Annotated in this window: 23 protein-coding genes, 1 other RNA gene and 1 riboswitch; of the genes, 21 read left to right on the plus strand and 3 right to left on the minus strand. The window is 38.0% G+C overall.

Translation table 11 applies throughout. From position 1 onward, the window contains the following. Positions 1-18 precede the first annotated feature (18 nt). The 4 genes from CPRO_RS00600 to thiE all read left to right on the plus strand — a co-directional run bounded on the left by CPRO_RS00600 (position 19) and on the right by thiE (position 3,444). Positions 19-288, plus strand: a complete 270-nt coding sequence (locus CPRO_RS00600) for a hypothetical protein (RefSeq protein WP_066046689.1) — start codon at positions 19-21, stop codon at positions 286-288. A gap of 374 nt (positions 289-662) precedes the next feature. After that, entirely contained in the window at positions 663-1,577 is a 915-nt protein-coding gene (locus CPRO_RS00605) for a recombinase family protein (RefSeq protein ID WP_066046690.1), read from the plus strand. 46 nt (positions 1,578-1,623) lie between these two features. Further along, positions 1,624-1,730: riboswitch (TPP riboswitch) on the plus strand. A 258-nt stretch (positions 1,731-1,988) separates the two neighbouring features. After that, a complete protein-coding gene (thiM, locus tag CPRO_RS00610) occupies positions 1,989-2,819 on the plus strand; it encodes a hydroxyethylthiazole kinase (protein ID WP_066046692.1) in 831 nt (276 codons plus the stop codon). Continuing rightward, on the plus strand, positions 2,803-3,444 hold the full coding sequence (gene thiE, locus CPRO_RS00615; RefSeq protein WP_066046694.1) for a thiamine phosphate synthase: 642 nt from the start codon (positions 2,803-2,805) through the stop codon (positions 3,442-3,444). Before thiM ends, thiE begins: the two co-directional genes overlap by 17 nt. A 224-nt stretch (positions 3,445-3,668) precedes the next feature. Here thiE and CPRO_RS00620 read toward each other — a convergent pair whose 3' ends face one another. Further along, entirely contained in the window at positions 3,669-4,382 is a 714-nt protein-coding gene (locus CPRO_RS00620; protein ID WP_066046696.1) for a GntR family transcriptional regulator, read from the minus strand. Between the two features lie 552 nt (positions 4,383-4,934). Here CPRO_RS00620 and dctP point away from each other — a divergent pair. Genes dctP through CPRO_RS00640 form a run of 4 tightly spaced genes read left to right on the plus strand, consistent with a single transcriptional unit; the run spans position 4,935 to position 7,867 of the window. After that, positions 4,935-5,702, plus strand: a complete 768-nt coding sequence (gene dctP, locus CPRO_RS15870; RefSeq protein ID WP_066046698.1) for a TRAP transporter substrate-binding protein DctP — start codon at positions 4,935-4,937, stop codon at positions 5,700-5,702. Next, complete coding sequence (locus CPRO_RS15875) at positions 5,653-6,072, plus strand: TRAP transporter substrate-binding protein (protein ID WP_072743359.1); 420 nt, start codon at positions 5,653-5,655, stop codon at positions 6,070-6,072. Before dctP ends, CPRO_RS15875 begins: the two co-directional genes overlap by 50 nt. A gap of 20 nt (positions 6,073-6,092) precedes the next feature. Next, entirely contained in the window at positions 6,093-6,581 is a 489-nt protein-coding gene (locus CPRO_RS00635; RefSeq protein ID WP_066046702.1) for a TRAP transporter small permease, read from the plus strand. Next, positions 6,578-7,867: a TRAP transporter large permease gene (locus CPRO_RS00640; RefSeq protein WP_066046704.1), complete on the plus strand. Its 1,290-nt coding sequence runs from the start codon at positions 6,578-6,580 to the stop codon at positions 7,865-7,867. Before CPRO_RS00635 ends, CPRO_RS00640 begins: the two co-directional genes overlap by 4 nt. Before the next feature lie 247 nt (positions 7,868-8,114). On the opposite strand, the gene CPRO_RS00645 is transcribed toward CPRO_RS00640, so the two are convergent. After that, on the minus strand, positions 8,115-8,333 hold the full coding sequence (locus tag CPRO_RS00645; protein WP_066046706.1) for a hypothetical protein: 219 nt from the start codon (positions 8,331-8,333) through the stop codon (positions 8,115-8,117). Between the two features lie 123 nt (positions 8,334-8,456). On the opposite strand from CPRO_RS00645, the gene CPRO_RS00650 reads away from it, so the two are divergent. Together CPRO_RS00650 and CPRO_RS00655 are read left to right on the plus strand one after the other, a co-directional pair. After that, positions 8,457-8,924 (plus strand): hypothetical protein, encoded by a 468-nt coding sequence (locus CPRO_RS00650; RefSeq protein WP_066046708.1) that lies wholly within the window; start codon positions 8,457-8,459, stop codon positions 8,922-8,924. Next, positions 8,921-9,181: a hypothetical protein gene (locus CPRO_RS00655; protein WP_066046710.1), complete on the plus strand. Its 261-nt coding sequence runs from the start codon at positions 8,921-8,923 to the stop codon at positions 9,179-9,181. Before CPRO_RS00650 ends, CPRO_RS00655 begins: the two co-directional genes overlap by 4 nt. 365 nt (positions 9,182-9,546) lie before the next feature. Here CPRO_RS00655 and CPRO_RS00660 read toward each other — a convergent pair whose 3' ends face one another. Continuing rightward, entirely contained in the window at positions 9,547-9,942 is a 396-nt protein-coding gene (locus CPRO_RS00660; RefSeq protein ID WP_066046712.1) for a hypothetical protein, read from the minus strand. Between the two features lie 126 nt (positions 9,943-10,068). Between CPRO_RS00660 and prpE the strand changes: the two genes are divergently transcribed. The 11 genes from prpE to CPRO_RS00715 all read left to right on the plus strand — a co-directional run bounded on the left by prpE (position 10,069) and on the right by CPRO_RS00715 (position 25,621). Next, entirely contained in the window at positions 10,069-10,857 is a 789-nt protein-coding gene (gene prpE, locus CPRO_RS00665; RefSeq protein ID WP_066046714.1) for a bis(5'-nucleosyl)-tetraphosphatase PrpE, read from the plus strand. 280 nt (positions 10,858-11,137) lie between these two features. Then, positions 11,138-12,151: a deoxyguanosinetriphosphate triphosphohydrolase gene (locus tag CPRO_RS00670; protein ID WP_066046716.1), complete on the plus strand. Its 1,014-nt coding sequence runs from the start codon at positions 11,138-11,140 to the stop codon at positions 12,149-12,151. Next, positions 12,148-12,333, plus strand: coding sequence for a hypothetical protein (locus tag CPRO_RS00675; protein WP_066046718.1), 186 nt, complete (start codon positions 12,148-12,150; stop codon positions 12,331-12,333). The genes CPRO_RS00670 and CPRO_RS00675 overlap by 4 nt, the downstream gene beginning before the upstream one ends. Before the next feature lie 166 nt (positions 12,334-12,499). Beyond that, positions 12,500-14,278, plus strand: a complete 1,779-nt coding sequence (dnaG, locus tag CPRO_RS00680) for a DNA primase (RefSeq protein ID WP_066046719.1) — start codon at positions 12,500-12,502, stop codon at positions 14,276-14,278. A gap of 39 nt (positions 14,279-14,317) precedes the next feature. Next, positions 14,318-15,391 carry an RNA polymerase sigma factor RpoD gene (rpoD, locus tag CPRO_RS00685; RefSeq protein WP_066046721.1) on the plus strand — a complete coding sequence of 358 codons (1,074 nt, stop codon included), beginning with the start codon at positions 14,318-14,320 and terminating at the stop codon, positions 15,389-15,391. 386 nt (positions 15,392-15,777) lie between these two features. Further along, on the plus strand, positions 15,778-16,470 hold the full coding sequence (locus CPRO_RS00690; protein ID WP_066046724.1) for a tRNA (adenine(22)-N(1))-methyltransferase: 693 nt from the start codon (positions 15,778-15,780) through the stop codon (positions 16,468-16,470). Next, positions 16,455-17,579 carry a Nif3-like dinuclear metal center hexameric protein gene (locus CPRO_RS00695; protein ID WP_066046726.1) on the plus strand — a complete coding sequence of 375 codons (1,125 nt, stop codon included), beginning with the start codon at positions 16,455-16,457 and terminating at the stop codon, positions 17,577-17,579. The genes CPRO_RS00690 and CPRO_RS00695 overlap by 16 nt, the downstream gene beginning before the upstream one ends. A 20-nt stretch (positions 17,580-17,599) precedes the next feature. Further along, positions 17,600-19,261, plus strand: coding sequence for a nucleoside kinase (locus tag CPRO_RS00700; RefSeq protein WP_236782364.1), 1,662 nt, complete (start codon positions 17,600-17,602; stop codon positions 19,259-19,261). 33 nt (positions 19,262-19,294) lie between these two features. Continuing rightward, positions 19,295-19,627: RNase P RNA component class A (gene rnpB, locus CPRO_RS00705), an RNA gene on the plus strand. 439 nt (positions 19,628-20,066) lie between these two features. Beyond that, entirely contained in the window at positions 20,067-22,934 is a 2,868-nt protein-coding gene (locus CPRO_RS00710; RefSeq protein WP_066046727.1) for a hypothetical protein, read from the plus strand. Positions 22,935-22,951: 17 nt separating this feature from the next. Then, complete coding sequence (locus tag CPRO_RS00715) at positions 22,952-25,621, plus strand: amidohydrolase family protein (RefSeq protein ID WP_066046729.1); 2,670 nt, start codon at positions 22,952-22,954, stop codon at positions 25,619-25,621. The last annotated feature ends 137 nt before the right edge of the window (positions 25,622-25,758 follow it).

Raw genomic sequence — 25,758 nt, forward strand, 5'->3', positions numbered from 1 at the left:
AAAATTGGGGGGACTTTTGTGAAAATATCTGAAAAGGGACAGACGTTATTGGCAAATTATAAAAGATTTCAAAAAATTTATATCTTATTATTAGCCGTTGCCGCCATGAGTTTTGTTTTTTTGCATAATTATTTTTTCGCAGTTGCGTTGGCAGTGTTTACGTTTGTTTTGGAAACCAAGTATTATAAGTGTCCCCATTGTAAAAAGTCACTCAATAGCAGAAAGAAGATTGCCGAAGATAGCTGCTGTCCAAACTGTAACAAGTATATATTTAAAGATTTGGATTAAAGAGTTGAAAAATAATAAATATTTCGCTATAAGAAAATTTCTTCCCGCAGCATTTTGCTGCGGGTGTTTTATTATTTGCTACAAGCTATTAACAGATGGCACTTACCTGTCTTTAGGGGTTATATAGACCTATTTGTAAATATAAAATCTTTTTTTCGCATAGTTTCCAATGATTAAGAATGAAACGGCAGGGTTTTATTCGTAATAATGTTTGCCTGATTCCCTTGCCCATTGCCAGAGGCATATCCATAGTTTTAAAAAGAGTAACTGTTACCTTAAGTTGCGTTTACTCCAGTTAAATTCTATATTTTTTGGGATATGTGAATACCCATAGGGTATATATTGATAGTAAGAAAGATTGAGGGGGCGGAGTGATGCCCAAGGCAGCCTTATATTGCCGTCTCTCCGTAGAGGATGGAACGGGGGAAGAAAGCGAAAGCATAAGAAACCAACGGATACTGCTCATTGCTTATGCCCAAAAAAATGGCTGGGAAATTTACGATGTTTATGAGGACGAGGATTATTCAGGCTTACGGGAGGATCGCCCAGCCTTTTGCCGCTTGATTCAGGATGCGAAGAATAAGAAGTTTGAGATAATCCTCTGTAAAACCCAATCACGCTTTACCCGCAGTGCGGCTACGGCGGAGATCTATTTGCATGAACGCTTTCCCTTGTGGGGTATCCGTTTTGTTACGGTAGTGGATGGAGTTGATACATCAAAAAAAGAGAATAAAAAGGCTAGGCAAATTAACAGCTTAGTAAATGAATGGTATTGTGAGGAGCTTTCAGAAAATATTCGCTCTGTACTTAGAAGAAAAATGGAATTGGGGCAGTTTCTGGGTAATTATGCACCCTATGGTTATGAAAAGGATGCTTCCGACCGCCATCATTTGGTTGTTTTGGAGGCGGAAGCCAATGTGGTGCGATATATAGCAAAGTTGTATTTGTCTGGGTTATCCTGCAAAAAAATAGCGGATCAGTTGACCCTTGAAAATATCCCCACTCCCTCTCAGGGAAAGCAAAAAAGGGGTCAGGATTTAGGTAGAGAAGCTTGTAATCAATGGGGGGCTGGCACAGTAAGAAAAATATTAAAAAACCCTGTTTATCTGGGACATATGGTGCAGGGGAGAGAACAAAAAATTAGTTATAAATCCAAAAAAACCATGGAGCTTCCCAAGGAAAGCTGGATTATTGTGAAAAATACTCATGAACCGATTATAAGCGAGAAGGTTTTTGTAAAAGTTCAGAAAAAATTGTTGAAAAATAGACGAGGAAAACAAAGCGTTTGACAACGGGATACCCCTGTGATATTCTAAAAAATAGGAAGCAATTCCGTTATTTGAAAATGGGAGCTTGTAGGCAGGCTGAGAGGAAGTACCGATACTTCGACCGTAAACCTGATTTGGATAATGCCAACGTAGGGACATACTTCGTTTATGAAGACACTCCCGTGGGGAGTGTCTTTTTTTAACGGACATATGGGTGTGAATAAATTGAATTTAAGTACATAGGGAAAACAGAGGTTTTATAAAACCAAGAGGTATTGAGATGCCCTGTTTTCTTGGTATGACAAAGCCTATTTTGGGAATTTTCTACGGAAAAAATATCTTTCCCAGCACTGTCCGTTATCAATAAAACCATAATCAATTTTACGAAGGGTTCCACTGGAAAATCCGATGAATTTTTTAGGAGGAATAGCGATGGAGAAGAATTTAATTCAGAATGTAAGGGAAACTATGCCACTTGTGCATAATATCACCAACTACGTTACAGTAAATGACGTAGCTAATATTTTATTGGCTTGTGGTGGTTCTCCTATTATGGCAGATGACGCAGGGGAAGCGGCAGAAATTACAAGTATTTGCGGAGGCCTAAATATCAATATTGGTACGTTAAATGCCCGTACCATTGAATCAATGCTTTTAGCAGGGAAAAGAGCCAATGAGCTGGGACATGTTACTGTTTTGGACCCTGTAGGTGCCGGTGCATCGAAATTACGTACGGATACGGCAATCCGTCTTTTGGAAGAGGTGCGGTTTTCTGTAATACGAGGGAATGTTTCGGAGCTGAAGGCTCTTTGGAGTAAAGAAGGCACAACTAAAGGAGTAGATGCGGACATTGCTGATCGTGTAACAGAGGAGAATTTGGATGAGATGGTTCAGTTTGCCAAACTGCTCAGTGGGAAAACAGGTGCAGTGATTGCAATGACTGGGGCAATTGATATTGTTGCTGATGGCGAAAAGGCATATGCAATTCGTAACGGGAATCCTTTGATGTCCAAAATAACGGGGACTGGTTGTATGCTCAGCGGTGTAGTAGCAGCGTACTGTGTGGCAAATTCCAATCATTTATTGGATGCTGCAGCAGCAGCGGTAGTGGCAATGGGGCTTTGCGGTGAAATCGCATTGAAAAGATTAAAGGAATCAAAATTAAATGGTACCTCATCCTATCGCACCTATATTATTGATGCAATGAGTAATCTGACTGATGAGATTTTAGAGGAGGGAATGAAAATTGAAGTTAGATCGTGAAAGCTTGTTATTATATGCAGTAACTGACCGCGCTTGGTTACATGGAAGAAAGCTTGCAGAGGATGTGGAGAAAGCTTTGCTGGGCGGTGCTACCTTTGTGCAACTTAGGGAAAAAGACGCTTCTTTTGAGGAGTTTCTGGAGCAGGCTCAGGAAGTGAAAAAAGTTTGTAAAAAATATAACGTTCCTTTCGTGATTAATGATAATATTGAGGTGGCTTTAGCCGTTAATGCTGATGGTATCCATGTGGGGCAGAGTGATATGGAGGCTGGCAGTGTTCGTGAAAAGTTGGGAAAGGATAAAATCATCGGTGTATCCACCCGTACTGTGGAGGAAGCTCTTCTTGCCCAAGAGAGAGGTGCTGACTATTTGGGCGTTGGGGCTATGTTTCAGACCTCTACCAAATTGGATGCTGCGGATGTAACCTTTGAGGAGCTAAAGGCGATTTGCGCGGCGGTGGAGATACCCGTTGTTGCCATTGGCGGAATCAGCAATCATAATGTGGCGGAGCTTGGGGGAACGGGCATTGACGGTGTTGCTGTGGTTTCAGCAATATTTGCGGCAGAGGATATTCGAAAAGCCACATCAGAAATGAAACAGAATTTGGAAAGTGTTGTAAAAGCATAAGAAGATGATTTATCGTGACCAAAATTCTGAAAAAGAAACTGTGGTAAAAGAGTGACCTTTTAGTCTAAGAAAAAGGAACGCGGTGAGGCAGACAAAGTTGTAACAATGCTTGGTTAATAGTATGTTATGAAATTAACATATATATAATGAAGAAAGGTCGCACATAAGAGACATCTTATTGTACGGCCTTTTGTTTTTTACAGCAGAAGATTTAATACAAATTTTTATTCATTTGCTAAAACCATTTGATTAACCTTAAAAATTAGCTGTAAAGCACGTCTGGAATTTTCGATGTGGGTTTTCACTGCACGATTTAACCCATCCAAATCTGCAGCAAAGGCCGCTTTCAATATCTCCTCATGCTCAGCAACGCATTCGCAGTCCCGATAATGGGGCTGATTCAGGTATGTACCCGTTGCGTAGGTAAAGGGCTGTAAGTTGATGAAAACATCAACGGCCTTTTGATTTCCCGACGCAGTTAGAAATAGCGTGTGAAATTCTAGATCCATAGAAAAATATCTTTCCGGATGAAGAGAGGATTCACTAGCCTGAACAAATTTTTTTTGTGCTTCAAGGTTATCAACCAGCTGCTGACGCAGACTATCATTATAGTTCAAGGTTGAAATAATATCCTTGGTAAAAAAGGTATCCATCATCAAGCGCATATCAAATATGTCATTTAGCTCATGAGGGGTTAGCGCACGCACGCTCATACCTTTATTGGGTATGTTGATTACCATTTTCTCATCGGCCAAACGTTGCAGTGCCTGCTTCACAGGTGTGTCACTCACGTTATACTTTCTCGCCAATTCTTTAATATTCAATTTTTCCCCGGGTGAATACCCTTTTTTTGTGATGCTGTTTTTTAGATCTTGGTAAATTTGATTTGCCAATGTGCTTTTTTTGCTTTCTAATGTTTGTGCGTTCTTCTCCTCCACAATCGTTCCCCGTCCTCACGTTCATGATTAAGTTACTTCATTTTCATCTTTTCCCCATAAAAGAGTATACATCAGAAACGAAAAAAAATCTACTTTTTCTCCCGAAAACATGAAAAAATAAGGGTTTTTTTAAAATCGCCAAAAAAAACCAAAAAATAAGACATTTATTTTTAAAAATACAACATTTATTAGTTATTATAAATTTATTAGATGACAAAATAAGACCTTGATTTTTGTGCAATAATATTAGATTAGAGTATAAATATGGTATAAAGATTAAAATTTCAGTAAAATATCATGAAAATACGATTTGAAATTACCGTTTTAGAGACTTTTATTCGTCTTTATTACGGATTGACTACAAAAAAATGAATATTTATAATAGAAAAAGATGATTAATTGTTTTAAAAAGAAGTTTTTTTGTGAAGTAATCATCTTGTATCCTCGGCCGGGACTACATAGTAAGTACAACAAAAGATGATTCCAAAAACGCTTTTTTTTGTTTTTGGGGAGAGAAAACCGGAAACTGTTCAATATTTAGGAGGGAAATCTATGTTGAAAAGAGGGATAGCTGCTGCATTGGCAACAGTTATGGCGCTAGGACTCACTGCATGTGGGGAAAAGCCTCAGGATACAAAAACAGGTGACTCTAAAACTCCTGCAACGCCCACGGGTTTTGTGGAAGCAAAGGTTGAGCCTGATAATTTTGATTCAGGCGTAGAACTGAAGCCTGATTGCTATCGTTTTATTTATGCGTTAGGTAATGCACCTGCAACAATCGACGCAGCTAAGTATTTTAAAATGCGTCTTGAGCAGGAAAGCGACGGTGCATTAAGTTGTGATATTTATACTGACAACGTTTTAGGCAGCGAGCGTGAATTATTGGAAGGCTGTCAATTTGGGAATTATGATATCGTATTGGCTACAAATGCAACAGTAGCATCTTTTAGTAATGATATTTTCTGTTTAGATATTCCCTGGTTATATGATAATAAGCAACAAGTTTATGAAGTGCTTGACGGCGTTTTAGGGGATACCCTTGCTGCAGGTCTTGAAGATAAAGGATTTAAGCTTTTACAGTTCCAGGAAAACTCCTTCCGTACCTTAACAACCTCTGATAGAAAGGTTGAAAAGGTTTCCGACCTGAAAGGGTTGAAAATCCGTATTATGGAGAACGAATTACAGTTGGCGCAGTGGAAGAGCTATGGAGCAAACCCTACACCTATGGCATTTACAGAATTGTTTACTGCCTTACAGCAGCACACAGTAGATGGTCAGGATAATTGGTGCGGAGTTAACATGGCAGACAAAGTTCTGTGAAGTACAAAAATTCTATACATACACAAAGCATATTTACTCCCCTTATCTGATTCTGATGAGTAAGGAAAAATTTGAAAAGCTGAACCCGGAACAACAGGAAATCGTATTGAAGGTTTCTGATGAAGCTGTAAAATATGAACGTGAAAGATGTTCCCAATACGAAGCGGCTGCTCTGGAAAACATCAAAAACTACCCCGGTATGACCTTTACAGAGTTAACACCGGAAGCAGTGGAAGAGTTTAAGGCTGCATGCGTTGGCGTTAAAGATTTGGCTTACAAAAAAGTTACTAATCCGGAAGTCGTAGACTTACTGTATAGCGAGGTAGAAAAGGCGAAAGCAAAATATCCCGCTGAAGGGTCAGCTTCGTAATTAAGAGGGGAGGCAAGAAAATGAAATTCTTTAATGATCATTTGGAAGAATTTTTTATTATTCCTTTGATGTTTTTAATGAGTATCATCATTGGTATTCAGGTTGTTATGCGTTATGTATTCCAGAATTCCTTGGTTTGGTCAGAGGAATTGTCCAGATATATGTTTATTTGGTTAATTTATTTTGCAGTAAGCTATACTGCTCGTCGTGAAAAGCACATTCGTATTGATGCGGCGATTAATTTATACCCAAAGAAACTGAGACCTTATATCGAAATTTTAAGTGAACTGATTGTTTTGGGCTTCTCTGTATTTATTGCAGTGACAGCGATTACAGTATTCCATAAAATCACATGGAGCGGTCAGCTCTCTCCTGCTATGCGTATTCCTATGCAGTATGTGTATGCGGCACCTTTGGTTGGTTTTGTTTTAACTGCTATTCGCCAAGTTCAATGTATTTTAAGAAGAATAAAAGCGATTAAGAATCATGAGGAGGTGGCGGAAGCATGACAAGTGGTATTGCTCTTGTTGTTTTTGGTGCACTGATTGTATCCTTGGTTTTGACCGTTCCCATCGGCTTTTCATTGGGTATTGCATCATTATCATATATTTTATACACAAAACAGCTGACATTTGGATTTATTACACAGAACCTTGTAACTGGTGCAGACTCTTTCCCCATTATGGCGATTCCGTTTTTCGTTTTTGCCGGTGAATTAATGGGAGGTGGCGGTATCTCCCGCAGACTGTTGAATGTAGCTAACGTTTATTTTGGTCGTATCCAAGGTGGTTTGGCTATCGTAACGGTAGTTGTATGTATGTTCTTTGCGGCGATTTCCGGTTCCGGTCCTGCAACCGTTGCGGCGGTAGGCGGTATGGTTGTTCCTACCATGATACAAAAAGGATATGACAAAAAGTTTGTATTAGCTCTGATTGCTGCGGCAGGTTCTATCGGTGTTATTATTCCTCCCAGTATCCCTATGGTTGTTTACAGCGTTACCACAAACAGCTCTGTAAGTAAGTTGTTTATGGCAGGCTTTATTCCCGGTATTATTATTGGTATTGTTTTGATTGGTTATTCCTATTACTATGCTAGAAAAATGGGATACAAGGGTGATACTGAGCCATTTTCTGTGAAAAGAGCAGTGAAAGAAACCTGGGATGCGAAATGGGCTCTCCTTTCTCCTGTAATTATTTTGGGTGGTATTTACGGTGGTATCTTTACACCAACAGAAGCAGCAGCTGTTTCTGTAATCTACAGCTTGGTTATCGGCTGTCTGGTTTATAAAGAAATGAATTTTAAGCAGTTATTGAATGTTACAAAAAATGCTTGTGAAACAACAGCAACCATTTTGATCGTTATCGGTTGTGCTGCAGGTTTCTCCAAGGTTCTTACTTTGGGACGTATTCCTACAACAGTAGCAACCTTCTTAACATCTTTGACAGATAGCAAGATTATTATTCTCTTGTTAATCAACGTATTGTTGTTGATTGTTGGTTGTTTTATGGAGACCTTATGTGCGATTATGATTTTGGCTCCTATTCTGTTCCCTGTGGTAACAGCAATGGGTGTTGACGTAACACACTTTGGTATTATTATGGTAGTTAACTTGGCAATCGGCTTCATCACACCTCCTTTGGGCGTAAACTTGTTCGTCGCCTCCCGTGTTGGTGAAACTACGTTGGATAATGTTATAAAGGGTATTATACCTTTCTTGGTTTTGATGATTGTCACATTGTTGTTAATTACTTATGTGCCAGCAATCTCCCTGTTCTTGCCTAGCATATTATCTTAAGGCATAGAAAGCCCGAAAGGAAGTTATGGGTTATGGTTTTTGTAAATAAGGCAAAGGATCGCTTGCTTGACTGCGCGGTTATCTTATTTGCTGCAATTTGTATGTTCTACTATTATTAATTTACGGTGTCCCCTATCTTATGATAGTTGAGACTCATATTGAACTCCGGAAAAGCCCTCTTTCTGAAAAGGAAGAGGGCTCTTCGTTTTCCCAAAACACATTTTTTATGCCAGATTCACATTTTCAATCACGTCACATGGGTGCCGTGACCGTTATCATCATAGGGCTCTTTCTTTCCGTTTACAAAATCCCGGAAAGCGGCAATTCTATTAAGCGGTGAAATAAAATCCGCAACGGGAGAGATGCCTGTATCCAGGAAAGCAATACCGATTCCCTTTCCTGTGAAAAGGGTTTCAGGAGAGGTTTTGGCTTCGCCTCTTTGGGACGAATAATTTGGAAAAGACATGGAAAAACATCTCCTTTCTTTCTCTATTAAAATATGTGAAAATGAGTTTTTGGGAATAGGCAAAGGTATTTTTTCTTTCTGTTCATCATATCTTTTTAAAAGGCTTGTTGGGGGAGGTGTGAAATGGAGGATAAATTGAACGGCGATCAGATGAAGCTTTTGAGCACAATGATGGGCGCGGAAGGAAGCGATGCCTTTCATATGATGGAAAAAGTAGAGCGGCTGCGTCGCCTTTTTGGGAGTGCGGAGGAGCAAAAGCCTCAGGACATTCAAGTGAAAGAAGCTTCTGTACAGGAGTCACCCTTTGGCACGACACAAGGAGAAAACATTTTATTTTCTGCCATTCCATTTTTGGATATGGAATTTCAAAAAAATATTTTTGTAATAGCACGTTTTATGGAAATAAGGCGGGTGCTGGAGGGGACAAAGCTGGAGACAAGAGAAAAACAGGAGGATCCTGTTTACCGCAGGCATAATTTACTGCGGGCAGTAAAACCTTATTTGGCACCACAAGATAAAATGCAAATAGATACTATGCTCAAAATCATGGAAATTAGAAATATTATGGATCACAAGGAGGGGCAATCGTGAGCAAAGAATGGGATATCCCAGAGGTACAGGCATTAGGGGAAGAAAGACTGAAATTGATACGGGAAGCGGCAGAAAAAAGCCGTGGAAAAACAGGAATGGAACGACTTGATGTATTGTTGGAGTTTGGCGAGCGGCTGGCAGAGGGCGGAAAATTGCCTGAGGATCAGCAAAAGGCTCTTTTGGCGGCAGTGAGTGCCACTTTGCCAAAAGAGGAGCAGGAACGTATGATTCAAGTAATGTCCATGCTGGGCTATTAATTTCTATAGAAAGAGCTCTAAATTTTTACTTAAGCTTCTTGGCGGTGTTTGCATTTGGCAGATACCGCTTTTTTTTGTGCTGTTATTAAAAGGAAAATGTTTCTTGGAAGAATAGGGGATATTTAATTGTAAAAACCATTTAGAAAACAGTTCGTAAGAAGGCGAGGTGTGAAAAAGGTGGAGTGGGATATAACATTGCCCGATACTTTAGATATAAATTGTTTTAATGAAGGGATTTATGTATGAATTATTACTAAAGTTTGCTGAAAGTAAAAAAGCCCTTGCTGTGATATCTGCAAGAGCTTTGCAAAACAGCGGGCTTTTTTGATGCTACAAACAGGCAAGGCAAATGTGTAAATTGGGCATTAATTCATTCCGAATAAAAATAGTATCACCAATAAAAAGATCAGTTGATTTCCGTTGCAACAGGAATTGTTGCAGGAATTTGCACATGTGAGTACGTTCTCTGTCACAATATTGTCGCAGCGGGGATTTTCGCATACCTTATTTAAGGGCTGGGGCTGACAGTTTTTTACTTGAGGTTTTTCCATACAAACGGGTTTTTCCTCGCAAACGGGTTGCTTTTTACAGATGGGTTTCTCCTCACAAATAGGCTGTTCTCTGCAAACAGGGTGCTCTTTACAATTTGGGTATGCTGTGGGTATATTACCCCAGTCTGATACAGGTGTGGGACGTCGATGAATGGGGCGTCCGCAAGTACGGGAAGAAAAAGGATATGGTAAATTTGGATTATGATACATGGAATTACCTCCGTAATGTCGTTTTATTAAATATATGAGCAAATGGGCAATATTTTTCTTCTTTTTTTTCACCCACGAACTTTTTTATGATATAGTAAGAAGGAAGGTAAGGAGTGGAATGACGGTATGAGAGAGCATCGGGAACGAAACTTCCGTATTTTAGAATTCAGAGAAAATAAATTTGATATTATCGGAGATGTCCATGGTTGTTATGATGAGCTGATGGAGCTTGTAGCAAAATTGGGATATGAAAAAAAAGGACAAGCCTATCTTCACCCAAAGGGCAGAAGAATGATTTCTGTGGGTGATGTGGCAGATAAAGGGCCTAAGAATATAGCTGCATTGGAATTTTGGATGGATCAGGTGGCTTTCGCAGGTGCTTTCTGGGTTCATGGAAACCATTGCAATAAGCTTTACCGTTATTTTTTAGGGAATAAGGTTCGTCTCTCCCATGGCTTAGAAAATACTGTAGAGGAGTTTGAAAAACTATCCAAGGAAGAAAGAATTGCTTTTCGCAATCGGTTTATGTGTTGTTATGAAAGCCAATGCTACTATTTGCTGTTGGACAAGCGCAGGCTGGCAGTTGTCCATGGAGGGTTGCGGGAAGAGTCTATGGGGCGCTTTTCCAACAAAATTCGGGCAGTGTGCTTATATGGGGAAACAACAGGAGTATTTGAAGACAACGGCAAGCCCGTACGTTTGGATTGGGCGGCAGATTATCACGGCAAGACATTTGTGGTTTATGGCCATACTGTTGCGGAAGGCCCTCGCATTGTGCATAATACAGTAGGTATCGATCAAGGCTGTGTTTACGGTGGTTATTTGACAGCACTGCGTTATCCTGAACTGGAATTTGTGCAGGTACGAGGGAGAAAATACGCCGAATACGGTGGTAGTGGCAAGGTGCCCGATTAAGATCTGTAACACATATGAAATAGAAAGAAAATTGGAAAGATAAGGTTCAATCATCATATTTTCCTAAAACTTAGAATATAAATGAGAGTCATCCTAAAAAAGGGTGGCTCATTTCTTTGCGTAGAGATGTACTGTGTCTCTTGAATGTTTCATAAAATGCCTTAAATGGCTGATTTCATAATCTTTCCTGAGCATAAAAGAGGATTTTTGCAGAGAATCTCGTATTTTTCTAGTATAAGAAGAGAATAAGATAAAAGGACGAACCAAAGGGAGGGATAGCATGGAGCTGAGACTTTTGCAAGAGGCAAGAGAGGAAAGGCTGCTTGGAACATATGCGAAGAAAAGTGTTGATACCAAGGGAAGAGAGCGGTTTGAGGAAAAATGCGACATTCGCACAGATTTTCAAAGGGACAGAGATCGAATTATACACTGCAAATCCTTTCGGCGCATGAAGCACAAAACCCAAGTTTTTATCTCCCCGGAGGGTGACCATTACCGCACTCGGCTAACCCACACCTTAGAAGTTGCCCAAATCGCCAGAAGTCTTGCAAGGGCTTTGTGCCTCAATGAGGACTTGACGGAGGCAATCGCTTTGGGGCACGATTTAGGGCATACCCCCTTTGGGCATGCCGGTGAACGGAAGCTTTCCAAGCTTTGTGAAGCCCACGGTGGTTTTTCTCATAATGAACAGAGTTTGAGAGTAGTGGAGCGATTGGAGAAAAATGGTGCCGGTCTGAATTTAACTTGGGAAGTGCGGGATGGCATTTTAAACCACCGCACCAGTGGGGCACCTTCTACCATGGAAGGGATGGTGGTGCAGCTTTCGGATAAGATTGCTTATACCAATCATGATATTGATGACGCTGTGCGGGCAGGAATGCTCTTGCCTGAGGATATTCCAGAGGAGATTGTGGCACTGATTGGTACCACCTCCAGCAGTCGCATCAATGCTATGATTCGGGACACCATTATGAATAGCGCGGGAAACGGTGAAATTCATATGAGCAAGCAAATGCGTGAAACCTTGACGAACTTAAGGGAATTTATGTTTCGTAGGGTTTATATGAGTCGGGTTGCCATTGACGAGCATGAAAAGGCTGAGAAAATCATTGGAGATTTATATGAATATTATATCGCCCATCCTGAAGTGATGGAAGGGGAGTTTTTACAGCTGTTGCAAGAGGGTGAGCCTGTTTGGCAGGTGACTTGTGACTATATCGCCTGCATGACTGATCGCTTCGCAGTTGCAAAATACTCTCAGTTATTTATTCCCAAGGAGTGGAGCAAACTTTGAACAATGTTTCTATAGCACCTGTTTTCATGAAATGGTATAACATAATTTGTTTGAAAGAAAATGGCATTCCTGACCATGGAACAGAGGATTTCCATTCCAAGGAAGAAAATCCCACTAATATCGCCTTTCTATGCCTATTAAGTTCAGTTTCTTTGATTGATGGATGTAATTTTATAAAATGATGTCATTTTTTCATAAATTTTTGGGCATATATACAAAATAAAGGTTAGCGAAAGGAATTTTGAAGCTTCTGTCGAATTATTATATTCGAGAAGGAAGTGCAGGCAAAGGTTCACTTCCTTTTGGACTGTTTATAGAAAAGCGAAGGGAAAAAGGAAGGTGTTGGTTGTGCGCTATCCCCGTGAAATCGTGGAAGAGGTTCGTTTGCAAAACGATATCGTTGAGGTGATTTCTCAATATGTTCCTTTGAAGAAAAAAGGCGGTACTTATTTCGGACTTTGCCCGTTTCACAATGAAAAAACTCCATCCTTTTCCGTCAACAGCGAAAAACAATTTTATTATTGCTTTGGGTGCGGTGCCGCAGGGAATGTTTTCGGTTTTGTTATGGAGATGGAAAACTGCGATTTTCCCGAAGCTTTAAAAAAGCTGGCAGACCGTATGCATATTGCGTTACCGGAGCCGGAAAAGAGCGGACAAGCTCTGGCGACGGAGCAGTTGAAGGCAAGGCTGTTTGAAATCCATAGTGTGGCGGGGCGGTTTTATCACGAGGTTTTGCAAAGTGATGAAGGCACTATTGCCCGCAGCTATATGGAAGGAAGAAAGCTTCAACCCAATATCAGCCGCAAATTTGGCTTAGGCTATGCGCCAGAACGAAGAGGTGCCTTAATGGAGCATTTGAAGGAAAAGGGATACTCCATTCAGGATATGCTGCAAAGCGGTTTGGTTATCGAAAATAAAGAGAAAAATGGATATCATGATCGTTTTCGTGGTCGGTTGATGTTTCCTATTTTTGATCCCCAAGGCAGAGTAGTTGGCTTTGGGGGACGCATCATTGGGAAAGGGGAACCAAAATACTTAAATTCTCCGGAAACAATTCTGTTTAGCAAAAGCAGAAATCTATACGGCTTGAATTTTGCCAGAGCCGCCCGCAAAAAGGAATTGATTTTGGTTGAGGGATATATGGATATGATTTCCCTTTACCAAGCTGGGTTTCACAATGTGGTGGCAGCACTGGGAACGGCGTTTAATCAGGAGCATGCACGTGCACTGAAAAAATTCGCCGAGGATATCATACTTTTGTATGATAGTGATGAAGCGGGTACCAATGCCGCCCTCAGAGCCATACCTGTTTTAACAGCAAACGGCTTTCGAGTGCGGGTGACTCAAGTTCCTGATGGGAAGGATCCCGATGATTTTATTAAGCAAAACGGAGCTGTTGAATTTTCAAAACTCCTGGTAAACGCTGTCCACTATATTTCTTTCGAAATCGCCTGTATTCAAAAGAAATATAACCTGAACAACCCGGAGCATCGTGTGCGCTTTGCCACAGAGGCGGCAGACATCCTCTCCAAGCTGGATAATGCCATTGAGCGCAATGTATATGCCGGTGAGGTAAGCCGTATGACAGGTGTGGAAGAAGGAGCAATCCGCAGTGAAATTGATAAGCGTGTGCAAAAAGAGGACATGGCTTTTCAAAATGAGGCCGAAAAAAGACGGCAAATGAATCAAAAGGCAAGTGATGTGATACACCATAGGGAAAAGGGACTTATGGAAGCCCAAAGAAGTATCTTGTATTATTGTGCATCGGAGCAGAAGATTTACGAAAAGTTAGTAAGTGTTTTAGAAAAAGAGGATTTTACCGAAGAAATCTATTATCGGGTTTTTCAGGCCATTGGCCAATTATGGCGGGATGTAGGAAATGTGTTTCCCGCAGAGCTGGTAAGTTTTTTTGAAAACGGAGCCGAGCAAAAGCCTGTAACGGAAATTTTCGCAATCCAACTTCCCGCCCAAAGTAAGGAAGATTTACAAAAGGCGATGAATGAAGCGGTAAAACTACTGAAACGGACGAAAATCGACAAATTGACGGCTGCCGCCGCTACGGTGGAAGAGATACAAAGGCTGGTGGAAGCCAAAAGAATGCTGGATTCCCTGTATATTACCATTTAAGATGGTTAGACTATAAGAGCAGAGAAAGGAAGGATTGCGTTGAAATCCGTCGAAGAAACTACGTTGTTGACCCGTTTAGAGGAATTGGTTCAGCATGGAAAAAAGAAAAAAGGTGTTTTAGAATATAAAGAGATCATGGATCATTTGGCGGATTTGGACCTTGACCCCGACCGAATTGAACGCATTTATGAGTATCTGGAATCTCAAGGAATTGACGTTTTGGGTAACATGGATGCGGAAGAGGAGATTGAAAAGGATCTGGATCTGACATTGCCCGAAGGTATCAATATTGATGACCCGGTGCGTATGTATTTGAAGGAAATCGGCAAGGTTCCCCTGTTAAGCGCAGATGAAGAAGTTGATTTGGCACAGCGCATGGAGGATGGCGATGAGGAAGCAAAGAAAAAGCTTGCCGAGGCCAACCTTCGTCTGGTTGTAAGTATTGCAAAGCGCTATGTGGGTAGAGGCATGCTGTTTTTGGATTTGATTCAGGAGGGCAATTTGGGGCTCATTAAGGCAGTTGAAAAATTCGACTATCATAAGGGCTATAAATTCAGTACCTATGCCACCTGGTGGATCAGACAGGCAATTACCCGTGCCATTGCGGATCAGGCAAGAACCATCCGTATTCCCGTGCACATGGTAGAGACAATCAATAAATTGATTCGTATCTCCAGACAGCTTTTGCAGGAATTGGGGCGTGAACCAACTGCAGAAGAACTGGCAGCGGAAATGCAGATGTCCGAAGATAAGGTAAGGGAAATCATGAAGATTGCCCAAGAGCCTGTTTCCTTGGAAACTCCTATCGGCGAGGAAGAGGATAGCCATTTGGGAGATTTTATCCCTGATGACGATATTCCTGCACCTGCGGAAGCGGCGGCCTTCACATTGTTGAAGGAACAGCTTATTGAGGTGCTGGATACCCTGACAGATAGAGAAGAGAAGGTATTGCGCCTTCGTTTTGGTCTGGATGATGGAAGAGCAAGAACCCTGGAAGAGGTTGGAAAGGAATTTAACGTTACCCGTGAACGTATTCGCCAGATTGAGGCTAAGGCCTTGAGAAAGCTTCGCCATCCCAGCCGTAGTAAAAAATTAAAGGACTACTTGGAATAATTAAATGTTAAAACGGGCGAATTTCTGTAATTTCGCCCGTTATTTTTTTAAGAAAAGGATGGAAGAAAGAAGCTTTATTCTGTGTGGGTGTGAGGAGTGACTTACCATCTGCATTGCACGCAATTACTTCATCTTTCATAAATTTCAATTGTCAGACTTCTAAAATTTTTTGTCGTTGTTGATAGGTAGTATGTAAATCAGACTGGTACAAAGATGTACATGTAATATTTCTGATTAGATTTAATTCTAAAAAGTCTATAAATGATAAATAAATTTTGGTGAGACTGTTTTATAATTGAGAAAAACACTGATTTTTAGCTTATACTGTAAAAACGTAGTAAATCTGAAAATATTGGAATAAACTTTGACATAGAAAGGAATGAAATATGGATATTTCAAAAAGACTGCAAGGGGTTGCGGCCTTGGTTTCCTATCCAGTTGTTGCGGATATTGGAACGGATCATGGTTATGTGCCCATTTATCTACATAAAATAGGAAAGCTGAAAAAGGCATATGCTTGTGATGTGCGAAGAGGTCCGTTGGAAAAAGCCCGGGAGAATATATTTTTGCATCAAGCCCAAGGGGTGATTGAGACCCGATTGGGAAGCGGGCTAACCACATTACAGCCGGGTGAGGCAGATACCGCAATCATTGCAGGTATGGGTGGTATGCTAATGATACGCATATTAGAGGATAGCCCTGAGGTAGTAAAATCCCTAAAGGAACTGATTCTGGCACCACAGCACGACGTGGATCAGGTGCGCCGCCATTTGCATAGCATTGGTTTTTCCATTGAAGCTGAGATGATGATAAAAGAAGACGGCAAATATTATACCATTATCCGCTGTATTCCTGGAGCAGAAAAATATCAGCGAGAGATTGACTATTTATATGGTAAAAGGTTATTATTGGAAAAAGAACCATTACTAAAAGAGTTGTTAATTGCTGAGGAGGGAAAGTATCTTTTGTTGGAGGAGAAACTTCAAAAAAGTGATACGCAAAGTGCCAAGGAGCGCCTGACTCAGTTGAAAGAAGGACTTGGGTTTGTAAGGGAGGCTTTGGCATGTTGGCAACAGTGAAGGATATTGTTACATTTTTGGAGGGCATTGCACCACCAAATTTAGCTGAAAGTTGGGATAATACCGGCCTTGCCGTTGGGGATAACGAGCATCCAGTGAAAAAGGTTTTGGTTGCGTTAGATGTAATAGACTCTGTGATAGATGAGGCCGTAGAAATTGGAGCGGATTTGATACTGACCCATCATCCTATGCTGCTTTTCCGAAAAATAGACAGGATCATAAAAAACGATGCCTTGGGCAAACGGATTTATAAGTTAATTGAAAATGAGATTGCGGCACTTTCTGCCCATACAAATTTGGATGTGACAAAGGGAGGTACAAATGATGTTCTTGCGGAAATCATTGGCCTTACCAATGTGGAAATTTTGAAGGGAACATATACAGAGGAACTACGAAAGATTGTTGTTTATGTACCCCAAAGTCACTTGGAAGTTGTGCGGGAAGCAATGTGTAATGCTGGAGGTGGGCATATTGGTGGGTATTCCCATTGCACCTTCCAAACCCAAGGAGAAGGAACCTTTTTACCCTTAGCGGGAGCTTCACCTTATATTGGTAAAGAAGGGGCTTTAGAGAAAACAGCAGAGTGCCGATTGGAAACCATTGCACTGTTAAATAAGGTGGATGGAATTATAGAAGCCTTGAAGGCAGTACACCCCTATGAGGAAGTGGCTTATGACATATATCCCGTGGAGCAAAAGGGTAAAAAAGAAGGGATTGGCCGCATCGGCGACTTAGAAAAGCCAATGCTTTTTTCTGAATTTGCAAAACGATTAAAGGATAAGCTGAATATAGATGATATCCTTCGCCTTGTGGGGGATCCTAACCAAGAAATAAGGCGAATAGGCCTTTGTACAGGCAGTGGTGTAGAATTTATGGCGGCGGCAAAGAAACAGGGTGCTGACTTGTATTTAACTGGAGATTTGAAATTTCACGAAGCCCAAAAAGCCTTGGAAATGGGTCTTTGTGTAGGAGATATTACCCATTATGCCAGTGAAGTAATTATCGTACCTATTTTACAAAAAGCATTACAGCAGGAAGCAAAAGAAAAAGGATGGACACTAGAGGTGGTATGCTCTAAGGTGAATGGGCAGACTTTTTGGTCAATTTGATGATATAGGAGGAGATGTTTTTGGAGCAGTTACAGATTAATGTTATGGGTAAGAGCACTATGGTTGAGGAAGGAATTACTTATGGAGCGTTAGCAAAAGACTTTCAGGATTTTTGTATAGGCAATATTATGGTAGCGAAGCAAGGAAACCGCCTTCGGGAACTACGCAGTGCCATTCATGAAAGTGAGCCTATTTCATTTTTTGATATATCAGATGAAGAGGGAAAACGAATATATCATAGAGGTGTATCATTTTTGTTGGCAAAAGCCGTTTGGGACTTGTATGGAAAAGATGCCGCTTTGATTATTGAGCATTCCTTAAGAGGAAATTTATATTGCGAAATTGTCAGTGAAAATTTAACCATTGACAATGTTTTATTAAAACGCCTGAAAGAAAAAATGGACGAATATGTAAAGGCCAACTTGCCCATTGTGAAGCATACCTTCGGTAAACATAAGGCCATAGGCATTATGAAAGAGCAATGTATGCAGGATAAGGTTGAGCTTCTGCGTTTTCGTCGTGCATCAAATGTGAATCTGTATGAAATGGACGGTTTTTACGATTATTTTTATGGTTATATGCCATTTTCAACAGGGGTATTGGGGGTATTTGAGCTGATACTTCATGAAAGTGGATTTATGATTTGTATGCCCAGCACCCTAAATCCTGATTGCATCCCTCCATTTGTAAACCCTGAAAAAATCAGTGCTGTCTTTATGGAGCAAATGAAATGGTGCAAGTTAATGGGCGTTGCCAATGTGGCGGATTTGAACAATATACTAGTAAGGGGAGAATTCGGTGAATTAATCAGAATTAATGAAGCGCTCCATGAAAAGAAAATTGCACAAATTGCAGATCAGATTTTTCATCGTATTGATCAGGTAAAGATGGTTTTAATTGCGGGACCTTCTTCTTCCGGTAAAACCTCTTTTGCAAATCGATTGTGCATTCAGCTTCGTGCGTTAGGGGTTCGCCCTCACAAAATATCTCTGGATGATTATTTTGTGAATAGAGACTTTACACCTGTGGATGAGCAAGGAAATAAAGATTTTGAGAGTATTTATGCTTTGGATTTAAAGCAATTAAATGAGGATTTAAAAAATATTATTGTGGGCGATCGGGTTGAAATGCCTTCCTTTAACTTTTTAACGGGAATGAGAGAGTATAAAGGGAATTATATTCAGCTGGATCAAGATGAAATTTTAGTAATTGAAGGCATTCACGGATTGAATGATATGCTGACCTCAGAAATTCCTAAAGAAAATAAGTTTAAAATATTTATTAATGCAATCACCCAGTTAAATATTGACGACCATAACAGGATTTCCACTTCTGACAGTCGTTTGATTCGTCGTATGGTTCGAGATAATCAGTTTAGAGGCAGAGATGCGGCGGCCACCATTGAGTCTTGGAATATGGTGAAAAAAGGTGAGGAAGAAAATATTTTTCCTTATCAAGAAAATGCCGATGCAATTTTCAATTCAGCTACGATTTATGAGTTGAGCGTATTAAAGCAATATGCAGAGCCTTTATTGTTTGCAGTAGATGCTTCAAAGCCTGAATATATTACTGCCAAACGTTTAATTAAGTTTTTAGGGTACTTCCTTGCAGCACCTGGTCTTGAAATTCCCAATAATTCGTTGATTAAGGAATTTGTTGGAGGCAGCTGTTTCAAGGTTTGACAATAGAAACGGGATGTCGTATAATGATATCCGTGAGTAAGCTGGATGGTCGCGCCCCATAAAGGTGAGGAAAGTCCGGGCTTCATAGAGCAGGGTGCCGGTTAACGACCGGTGGAGGCGACTCTAAGGATAGTGCAACAGAAATAAACCGCCTGTATATGCAGGTAAGGATGGAAAGGTGGGGTAAGAGCCCACCGCTTCTCTGGTAACAGGGGAGGCTCTGTAAACCCCACCTGAAGCAAGACGAAATGAAACGTGAGGACTGCTCGTCCTGTTTCAATCATGTCGCATGATGCTGTTGGCAACAACAGACCAAGATAGATGACTGTCCACGACAGAACCCGGCTTACATGGCTTGCTCACGATATTTTAAGTATTCACCCTCTGAAATCATTGATTTTAGAGGGTTTTTTACGTTTTTCGATAAAACATAAAAAGTACTTATTGTATCGTTTTTACAAGATATAATGCCGGGTTCCTAATTTGAAATACTCATTTATTTGCCGTATTAGATTTTCTTCATTATACTTAGGATTAGATGAAATGGCAATATAAAATTTATACGAAAATATTTGCGCACGGGTAAGAAAACATATTTTTAAATAGAACAGATCAATCTTTATAAGATAAGTCAGTTTTATAGGTGGGTAAATCATTTGATATATTAAGTATTTATAGTTTTAAAAGTATCTACATCATAAATACATTTTATTGAAAAATTTGGAAAAGGTATTTTATTTTGCGGTGAACTGTGATATAAGTTAGTATATATGATTGACAAAATTCAACAATTATGGAGGAAATTATGGGTGGGCAGACTAAAATAGGGGCAAGAAGTTTAAGTGATAATGAAATTAAGTTAATTCTTCCAACATACGGTAAAATAGAAGACCAGATAATAGAAATAAGAAACTCTTCAGCAGATGCTGATACTGATATGCAAAAGACCAATAATATAGGAATAATGGGGAAAAGAGGTGCAGGTAAAACATCTGTTTTAAAAACAATAGCTAAAAATTTAAAGAAAGAAAAAAATATTGAAGAAAATGGGGATATTGTGTTAGATCTGATTATTCCTGAAAACATGTCAGAGGCAAGTACGCTTATGGCTACAATACTTGGGTTATTTAAAAGTAATGTTGACGAAATAGTCAGAAAAGAAGATAAAAGAACTAATGGATGTGGAGTGAATAAAGAAAATGATTTGAAAAGGGCCTATGATGAAGCGATAAAACAATATGCATATATACAAAAAGATTATAGAGATATTTTGATACAAGAGTTTAGCAGTGAGCCCGAGTATCTTAAAAAAACTACACAGGTGTTCAACTCAGATATTGAATTTATTAAAAAGCTTAATACCGTTATTGGTTTGCTGATTAAAAAACGCAAAAACGAAGTTAAGGGGAATCCTTTAATAGTAGTATTTATTGACGATATTGACTTGAGTACAAGACGGTGCAGTGATGTGGTAAAGACACTGCTATCTTATTTATCAAGTCCATACATATTAACGTTTATTTCAGGAGATTTGGATACCTTTGAAGAGGCATTAACATTGGAATTTTTAAGACAAGAGGGTTTTATTACTTCAGATGCAATGAGGCAAGAGTTTTTGAATGAAAAAAATGGGTGCTTGCTAGATAGAAAGAAAATTCAGGCGTATGAATATCTAAAGAAAGTGGTACCTCCTGTGTATCGTCACAATATCAAATTATGGTCGCTTGAACAAAGGGGAAAGTTTAATATATCTATAGATGGTAAAAATGAAGGTTCCTCTCTTCGTGAGTTATTAAAGAAAGCTCTAGATAGATGTGAGAATCATAATACAGATGGGAAGTCTCGCTTGTTTGATGTTGTTATGTACCCTGATATTGTTAATGAAGAGAAGGTTAATAAAACTTTAATGCCGTTATACTCATATCATCTTTTTGATAATACTTCAAGAGGACTAAATAATGTTTATAATGTATTATTACAAATTGATGAAGATCAAGAACTTGATTTTTCTACAAGGAAAATTTTAATTGAAACAATAGTTTCCTCCAACCCTATTTATAATAAAAATAGAGTTGAATTGTTTGAAAATGTTATTTTATTTGGAAATACCCAAGCGGGTACGACTATAAGATGGGATAACCTAATACAATTAATATATTCTAACAAAGAGAACCAAATAATAAAATCACCGGTAGAAAGATTCTCACTATTTCTGTTAGTTTATTTCTCTGCAAATCTTTTAGAATTAGAATATAATAACAACTTTTCATTCGAATTTGCTAAGATTTCTACAATAAATACTTTGATAAAGAATCCTATTATCTCAGAAAATTTATTAATGATAGATGAACCCTTCGATTTAATGAAGGAGTATCTAGATTATTGGGGATATATGCAAGAGGGTGAAACACACATTAATAGAGTTGATAATAAGGGGAAGCAGAAAAAGAGTACCGTTATAAATTACTCGTTTGACTTGATCATAAATTTTTTAATCAAAAGCAACTTTGAATTCTCCTTAAATTTCTACCAGATATTGAGTCAGCGTTCTTTCGATTTTTTAGAGCTTGCAGATTATGATTACAAAAATAAGAAGAATAGGTTAACCACAAATGTCACTTCAGCTATACGAAATAAAAATATACTTTCGGTCTACCAAGCGTTTTGTAGTTATAGTGATATTAATATCGATAAAAATAATATTGCTAAATATGATATTTCTAAATATATTGTTGGTTTATATGATGGATTTGGACTTGAATTTGCTTATCTACAAAACAATATATACAGGGATAAAGCATTATTTACTATAGATGAGTTATTATCTGAACACATATATTCTTTGGGTGATGTAAAATATCGCTTGCTTCTTAATACTATAAAGCAAGAGATTATTAAGTTCTTTACTGGACAAGGTTTTAATAGAGAATTTAATAGTTCTGAATTTTTAAATTACTTAGACCCGTCTGAGGAAAAGAGAGCATCTATAATTAAATCCATAGATTCTAAAAATTTATGGGATCATACAATGGCGGATAGTATTAAAGCTTACATAAATAAAAATATTAGCGTAAATATGATTAGAATTTGTAATTCTTTAGATAATGAAGAACCAAAATCATTTGTGGATATAACAAACTTTTTCAGTAATTCATGGCAGGATTTCAAGAAAATATATACTGGTGCAACATATACAAAAGCAATTAATACAAAGTTCAACATTAATCATATATTAAATAAAGTAAATAAGACTGTTGAGGGTAAATCAGAATTGGACTATTACAATTTTACTTATTATAATGCCCCAAAGCATGGCATTGGTTTATTAGAAATTATTTCTAATTTAGCACATAATAATAGAGTTAGATATGGACAAGCAGAAGCTCAGCAAATGTTTAAAGATTTATTATACAACTCAACAATTATAATTGACGAAAAAAATAAAGAAAAAATCGAAGAAAAGAACAAACTGATTTTGAATATCTATTATTTATGTATGTGGAAATATAATAAAAATATCAGTGTTAATGCAGAAATGCTCGTTAACTTTGTTAAAGAAATTGAACAATGCCAATTGGAAGTGAACGATGTTATGAAAAAAGATTTTCTTAACAACGTTACGGTTTTTGGAGACAAAATTAATATGGATGAGTTTATCGAACTATTTAAATAAGCTTTTAAGGAGAATTTATGATAAACAATGCTATTAACAGATTTTTAGGTATTCTATGTTATCCATTGATTTCATTGAAATTCCAAGAAAGTAACATGTTGGATAAATATTTTAATGAAATAGAAAATCGAAAAAAGATTAAAAGAACAATTCAAGATGAGTTGATTTCATATTTACAGTTGCGTTATCCAATATACTCATATGATGAAGTATTCCTTTACTTAGAAAAGTGTTATCTTTATAAAATTTATGAAAATATTCAATTCCAAGGAAGTTTTGGATGCTGTATGAGTAAAGTTTCTGATTTAGCTAAAGCGCTTATTTCACAAAGAGACGGCAAACTTGTGTTTAAATACTGGGAAAATGAAAATGATTCGGATTTTCTGGGGGGATTTTCAGGTAACAACAAAATTCTTTTGTTTCATAGCTTAAATCGACATATTTCAATGGATTTGGTTGCAATAAAGTATCTAATAGACAATGGCGTAAAAGATGAAAGCCATCTACATAATTTCTATGGAAGAGTAGCTGTTTCCGATATGCAGTTGGACACAGTGTTGCAAAAAGGAATTGCTGAGAATCATTTACATAGTGGGGCATCTCGCTCATTTTTAAGTGTATGGGAAGGTTTAATGAGTCCTTTTAATAAAAAGTCAATTGGAGAGTTTGAAAAATTGGCGAGTTTATTAAATGATAAAAAGTATGTTTTTTATGTATTGTGTTGTGGAGTTTTAAGAGTCATCATGGCTAACATAATAGCTCATAAAATAAAGAGTATTGAGGATCTAAATCCAGTTTTTTTGGAATTTTGCAAGTGCAATTTAGAAAAAATATATCAATTCCAAAAAGAAGATATATATGGGTTCTTTATTGACATATGGGATAGAATTTATTACGAGGGATTATTGGATGAAGATGATAGCAGTACAAATATTATTTATAGAATTTTTAATGTTAATGAAAACATCAGCACTTCTGGAGAAAATGTATTCCTTTTTAATGTATTGTCCGGCACTGACAACCCATCTTGCGGTATTGAAGAAGGTGCTCTATCCTATTTAAAGCTTGCGTTTTTAAAGTATATTTGCATAAAAAACACTATATTTCAGAAGTTGGTTCAAAGGAAATCCATAAAGGGTTTGGACTACTTCCAGCTTCAATTTTATTCTAAAAATTCAAAAGCTGGTTTAATAAGGAATAATAAATTCTGGGAAACGGCAATGAGAGAACAATTTCAAAATAATAATCTTTCTAAGGTTGAGTTCAGACGGAGTATCCCAGATAGGGAAAGAGACTTTAGGAAAGATATTGTTGAATTTTTAAAAAGCTATCGGAAAATACTTAGGGAAGACTACTGCCTTATGGAAAAGGAATTCTTTATAACTAATTCCAATCAACCAGAGGTAAGATATAAATATATACCTATAAAAAAATTTCCCCAAGTAGGCCTTGTATATCATCTTTTGAAACGGGAAGATGATACATTTCCAGAAAAATGCTATTACTTAGGTGAAGGCGATTCAGAGAAAAATTATTTAACATTTGGTAAACGTAAAGAAGAATATCAAAATCTAATAAATATATTAAAAGATGCAAGGAATTCTCATAGTGAGTTAAGCAGATATATAGTTGGTTTAGACGCAGCGAGTTTAGAAAACTCTACACCTGTGTGGGTATTTACAAGCATTTATGAAAATGCTAGAGACAGTAGTAATGAGCCTTTGTGTATAGGAGGTGGTATGAACAATAATTTTCAAAGCTTGGGATTTACATTTCATGCCGGAGAAGATTTTAGACATATCCTCTCAGGATTGAGGAGAATAGACGAGGCAGTGAGGCATTTGAAATTTCATGCCGGTGACCGTATAGGACATGCAATAGCACTTGGAATTGAGTGTGAAAATTGGGTTAGAGAGAATAAATATGTTGTAATGCCAAGAATTGAGGCCTTGGAAAATTATATTTGGGCATATGATATTTTAAGTACAGTTTATAGTGATTTTAATACCTCAATTATTGCATATCTCGAAAACAAGATATATACTCTTTCGAAACAAATATATGGGAATACCGAAGGATTAACGACATCTGTGCTGGTAGACGGGTATAAAAAAATGTTCTCAAAAAATGATCATTTTGTATGTATTGATTCAAAGTACAATAAATCTTGTGAGCACATAATGGCAGAGAAGCCGATTATATGGAATAGTGAAAAGTTGTTTATAGCAAGACACTGCAAGAAATTCGTCATAGAGATGAATAAGCCAATTAATTTTGAAGTGACAGAGCAAGATGTGGCTATAGCAAAGCACTTGCAAAACGTGATTAGAAAAAATATCAGTAAGATTGGAATTGTTGTTGAAATTAATCCAACTTCAAATATAACCCTTTCTAATATTGATAATTTGACAGAGAATCATATTTATAATATAAACCGGTTTTCTTATGATGCTTCAAATATAATTGCATGTGTTAATGCTGATGACCCATCTATATTTAATACCGATGTATCCAATGAATTGGCATACGTTTATTATGGAATGATTGAAAAAGACGTGAGTAAAGAAGATGCGTTAAAGTGGATTGAAAAACTAAGAAAGAATGGGATTGATTCATCATTTATAAGACGTACCGAGTCTGATGAGAGTATACTTTTGAAACTTGATGAATTAATTGAATCAATATAATAGATAAAGAAATTATATTCTAAAAAAGCGTACAAAACACATTCAGTGTTAAATACGCTTTTTTTATAACAGTGTTCTGTTACGATAAATTATTTTGAAGGAGATGATAAAAGAAAAAACCTAAGATTATATGGTTA

The organism is Anaerotignum propionicum DSM 1682 (assembly GCF_001561955.1).
Taxonomy (GTDB): domain Bacteria; phylum Bacillota; class Clostridia; order Lachnospirales; family Anaerotignaceae; genus Chakrabartyella; species Chakrabartyella propionicum.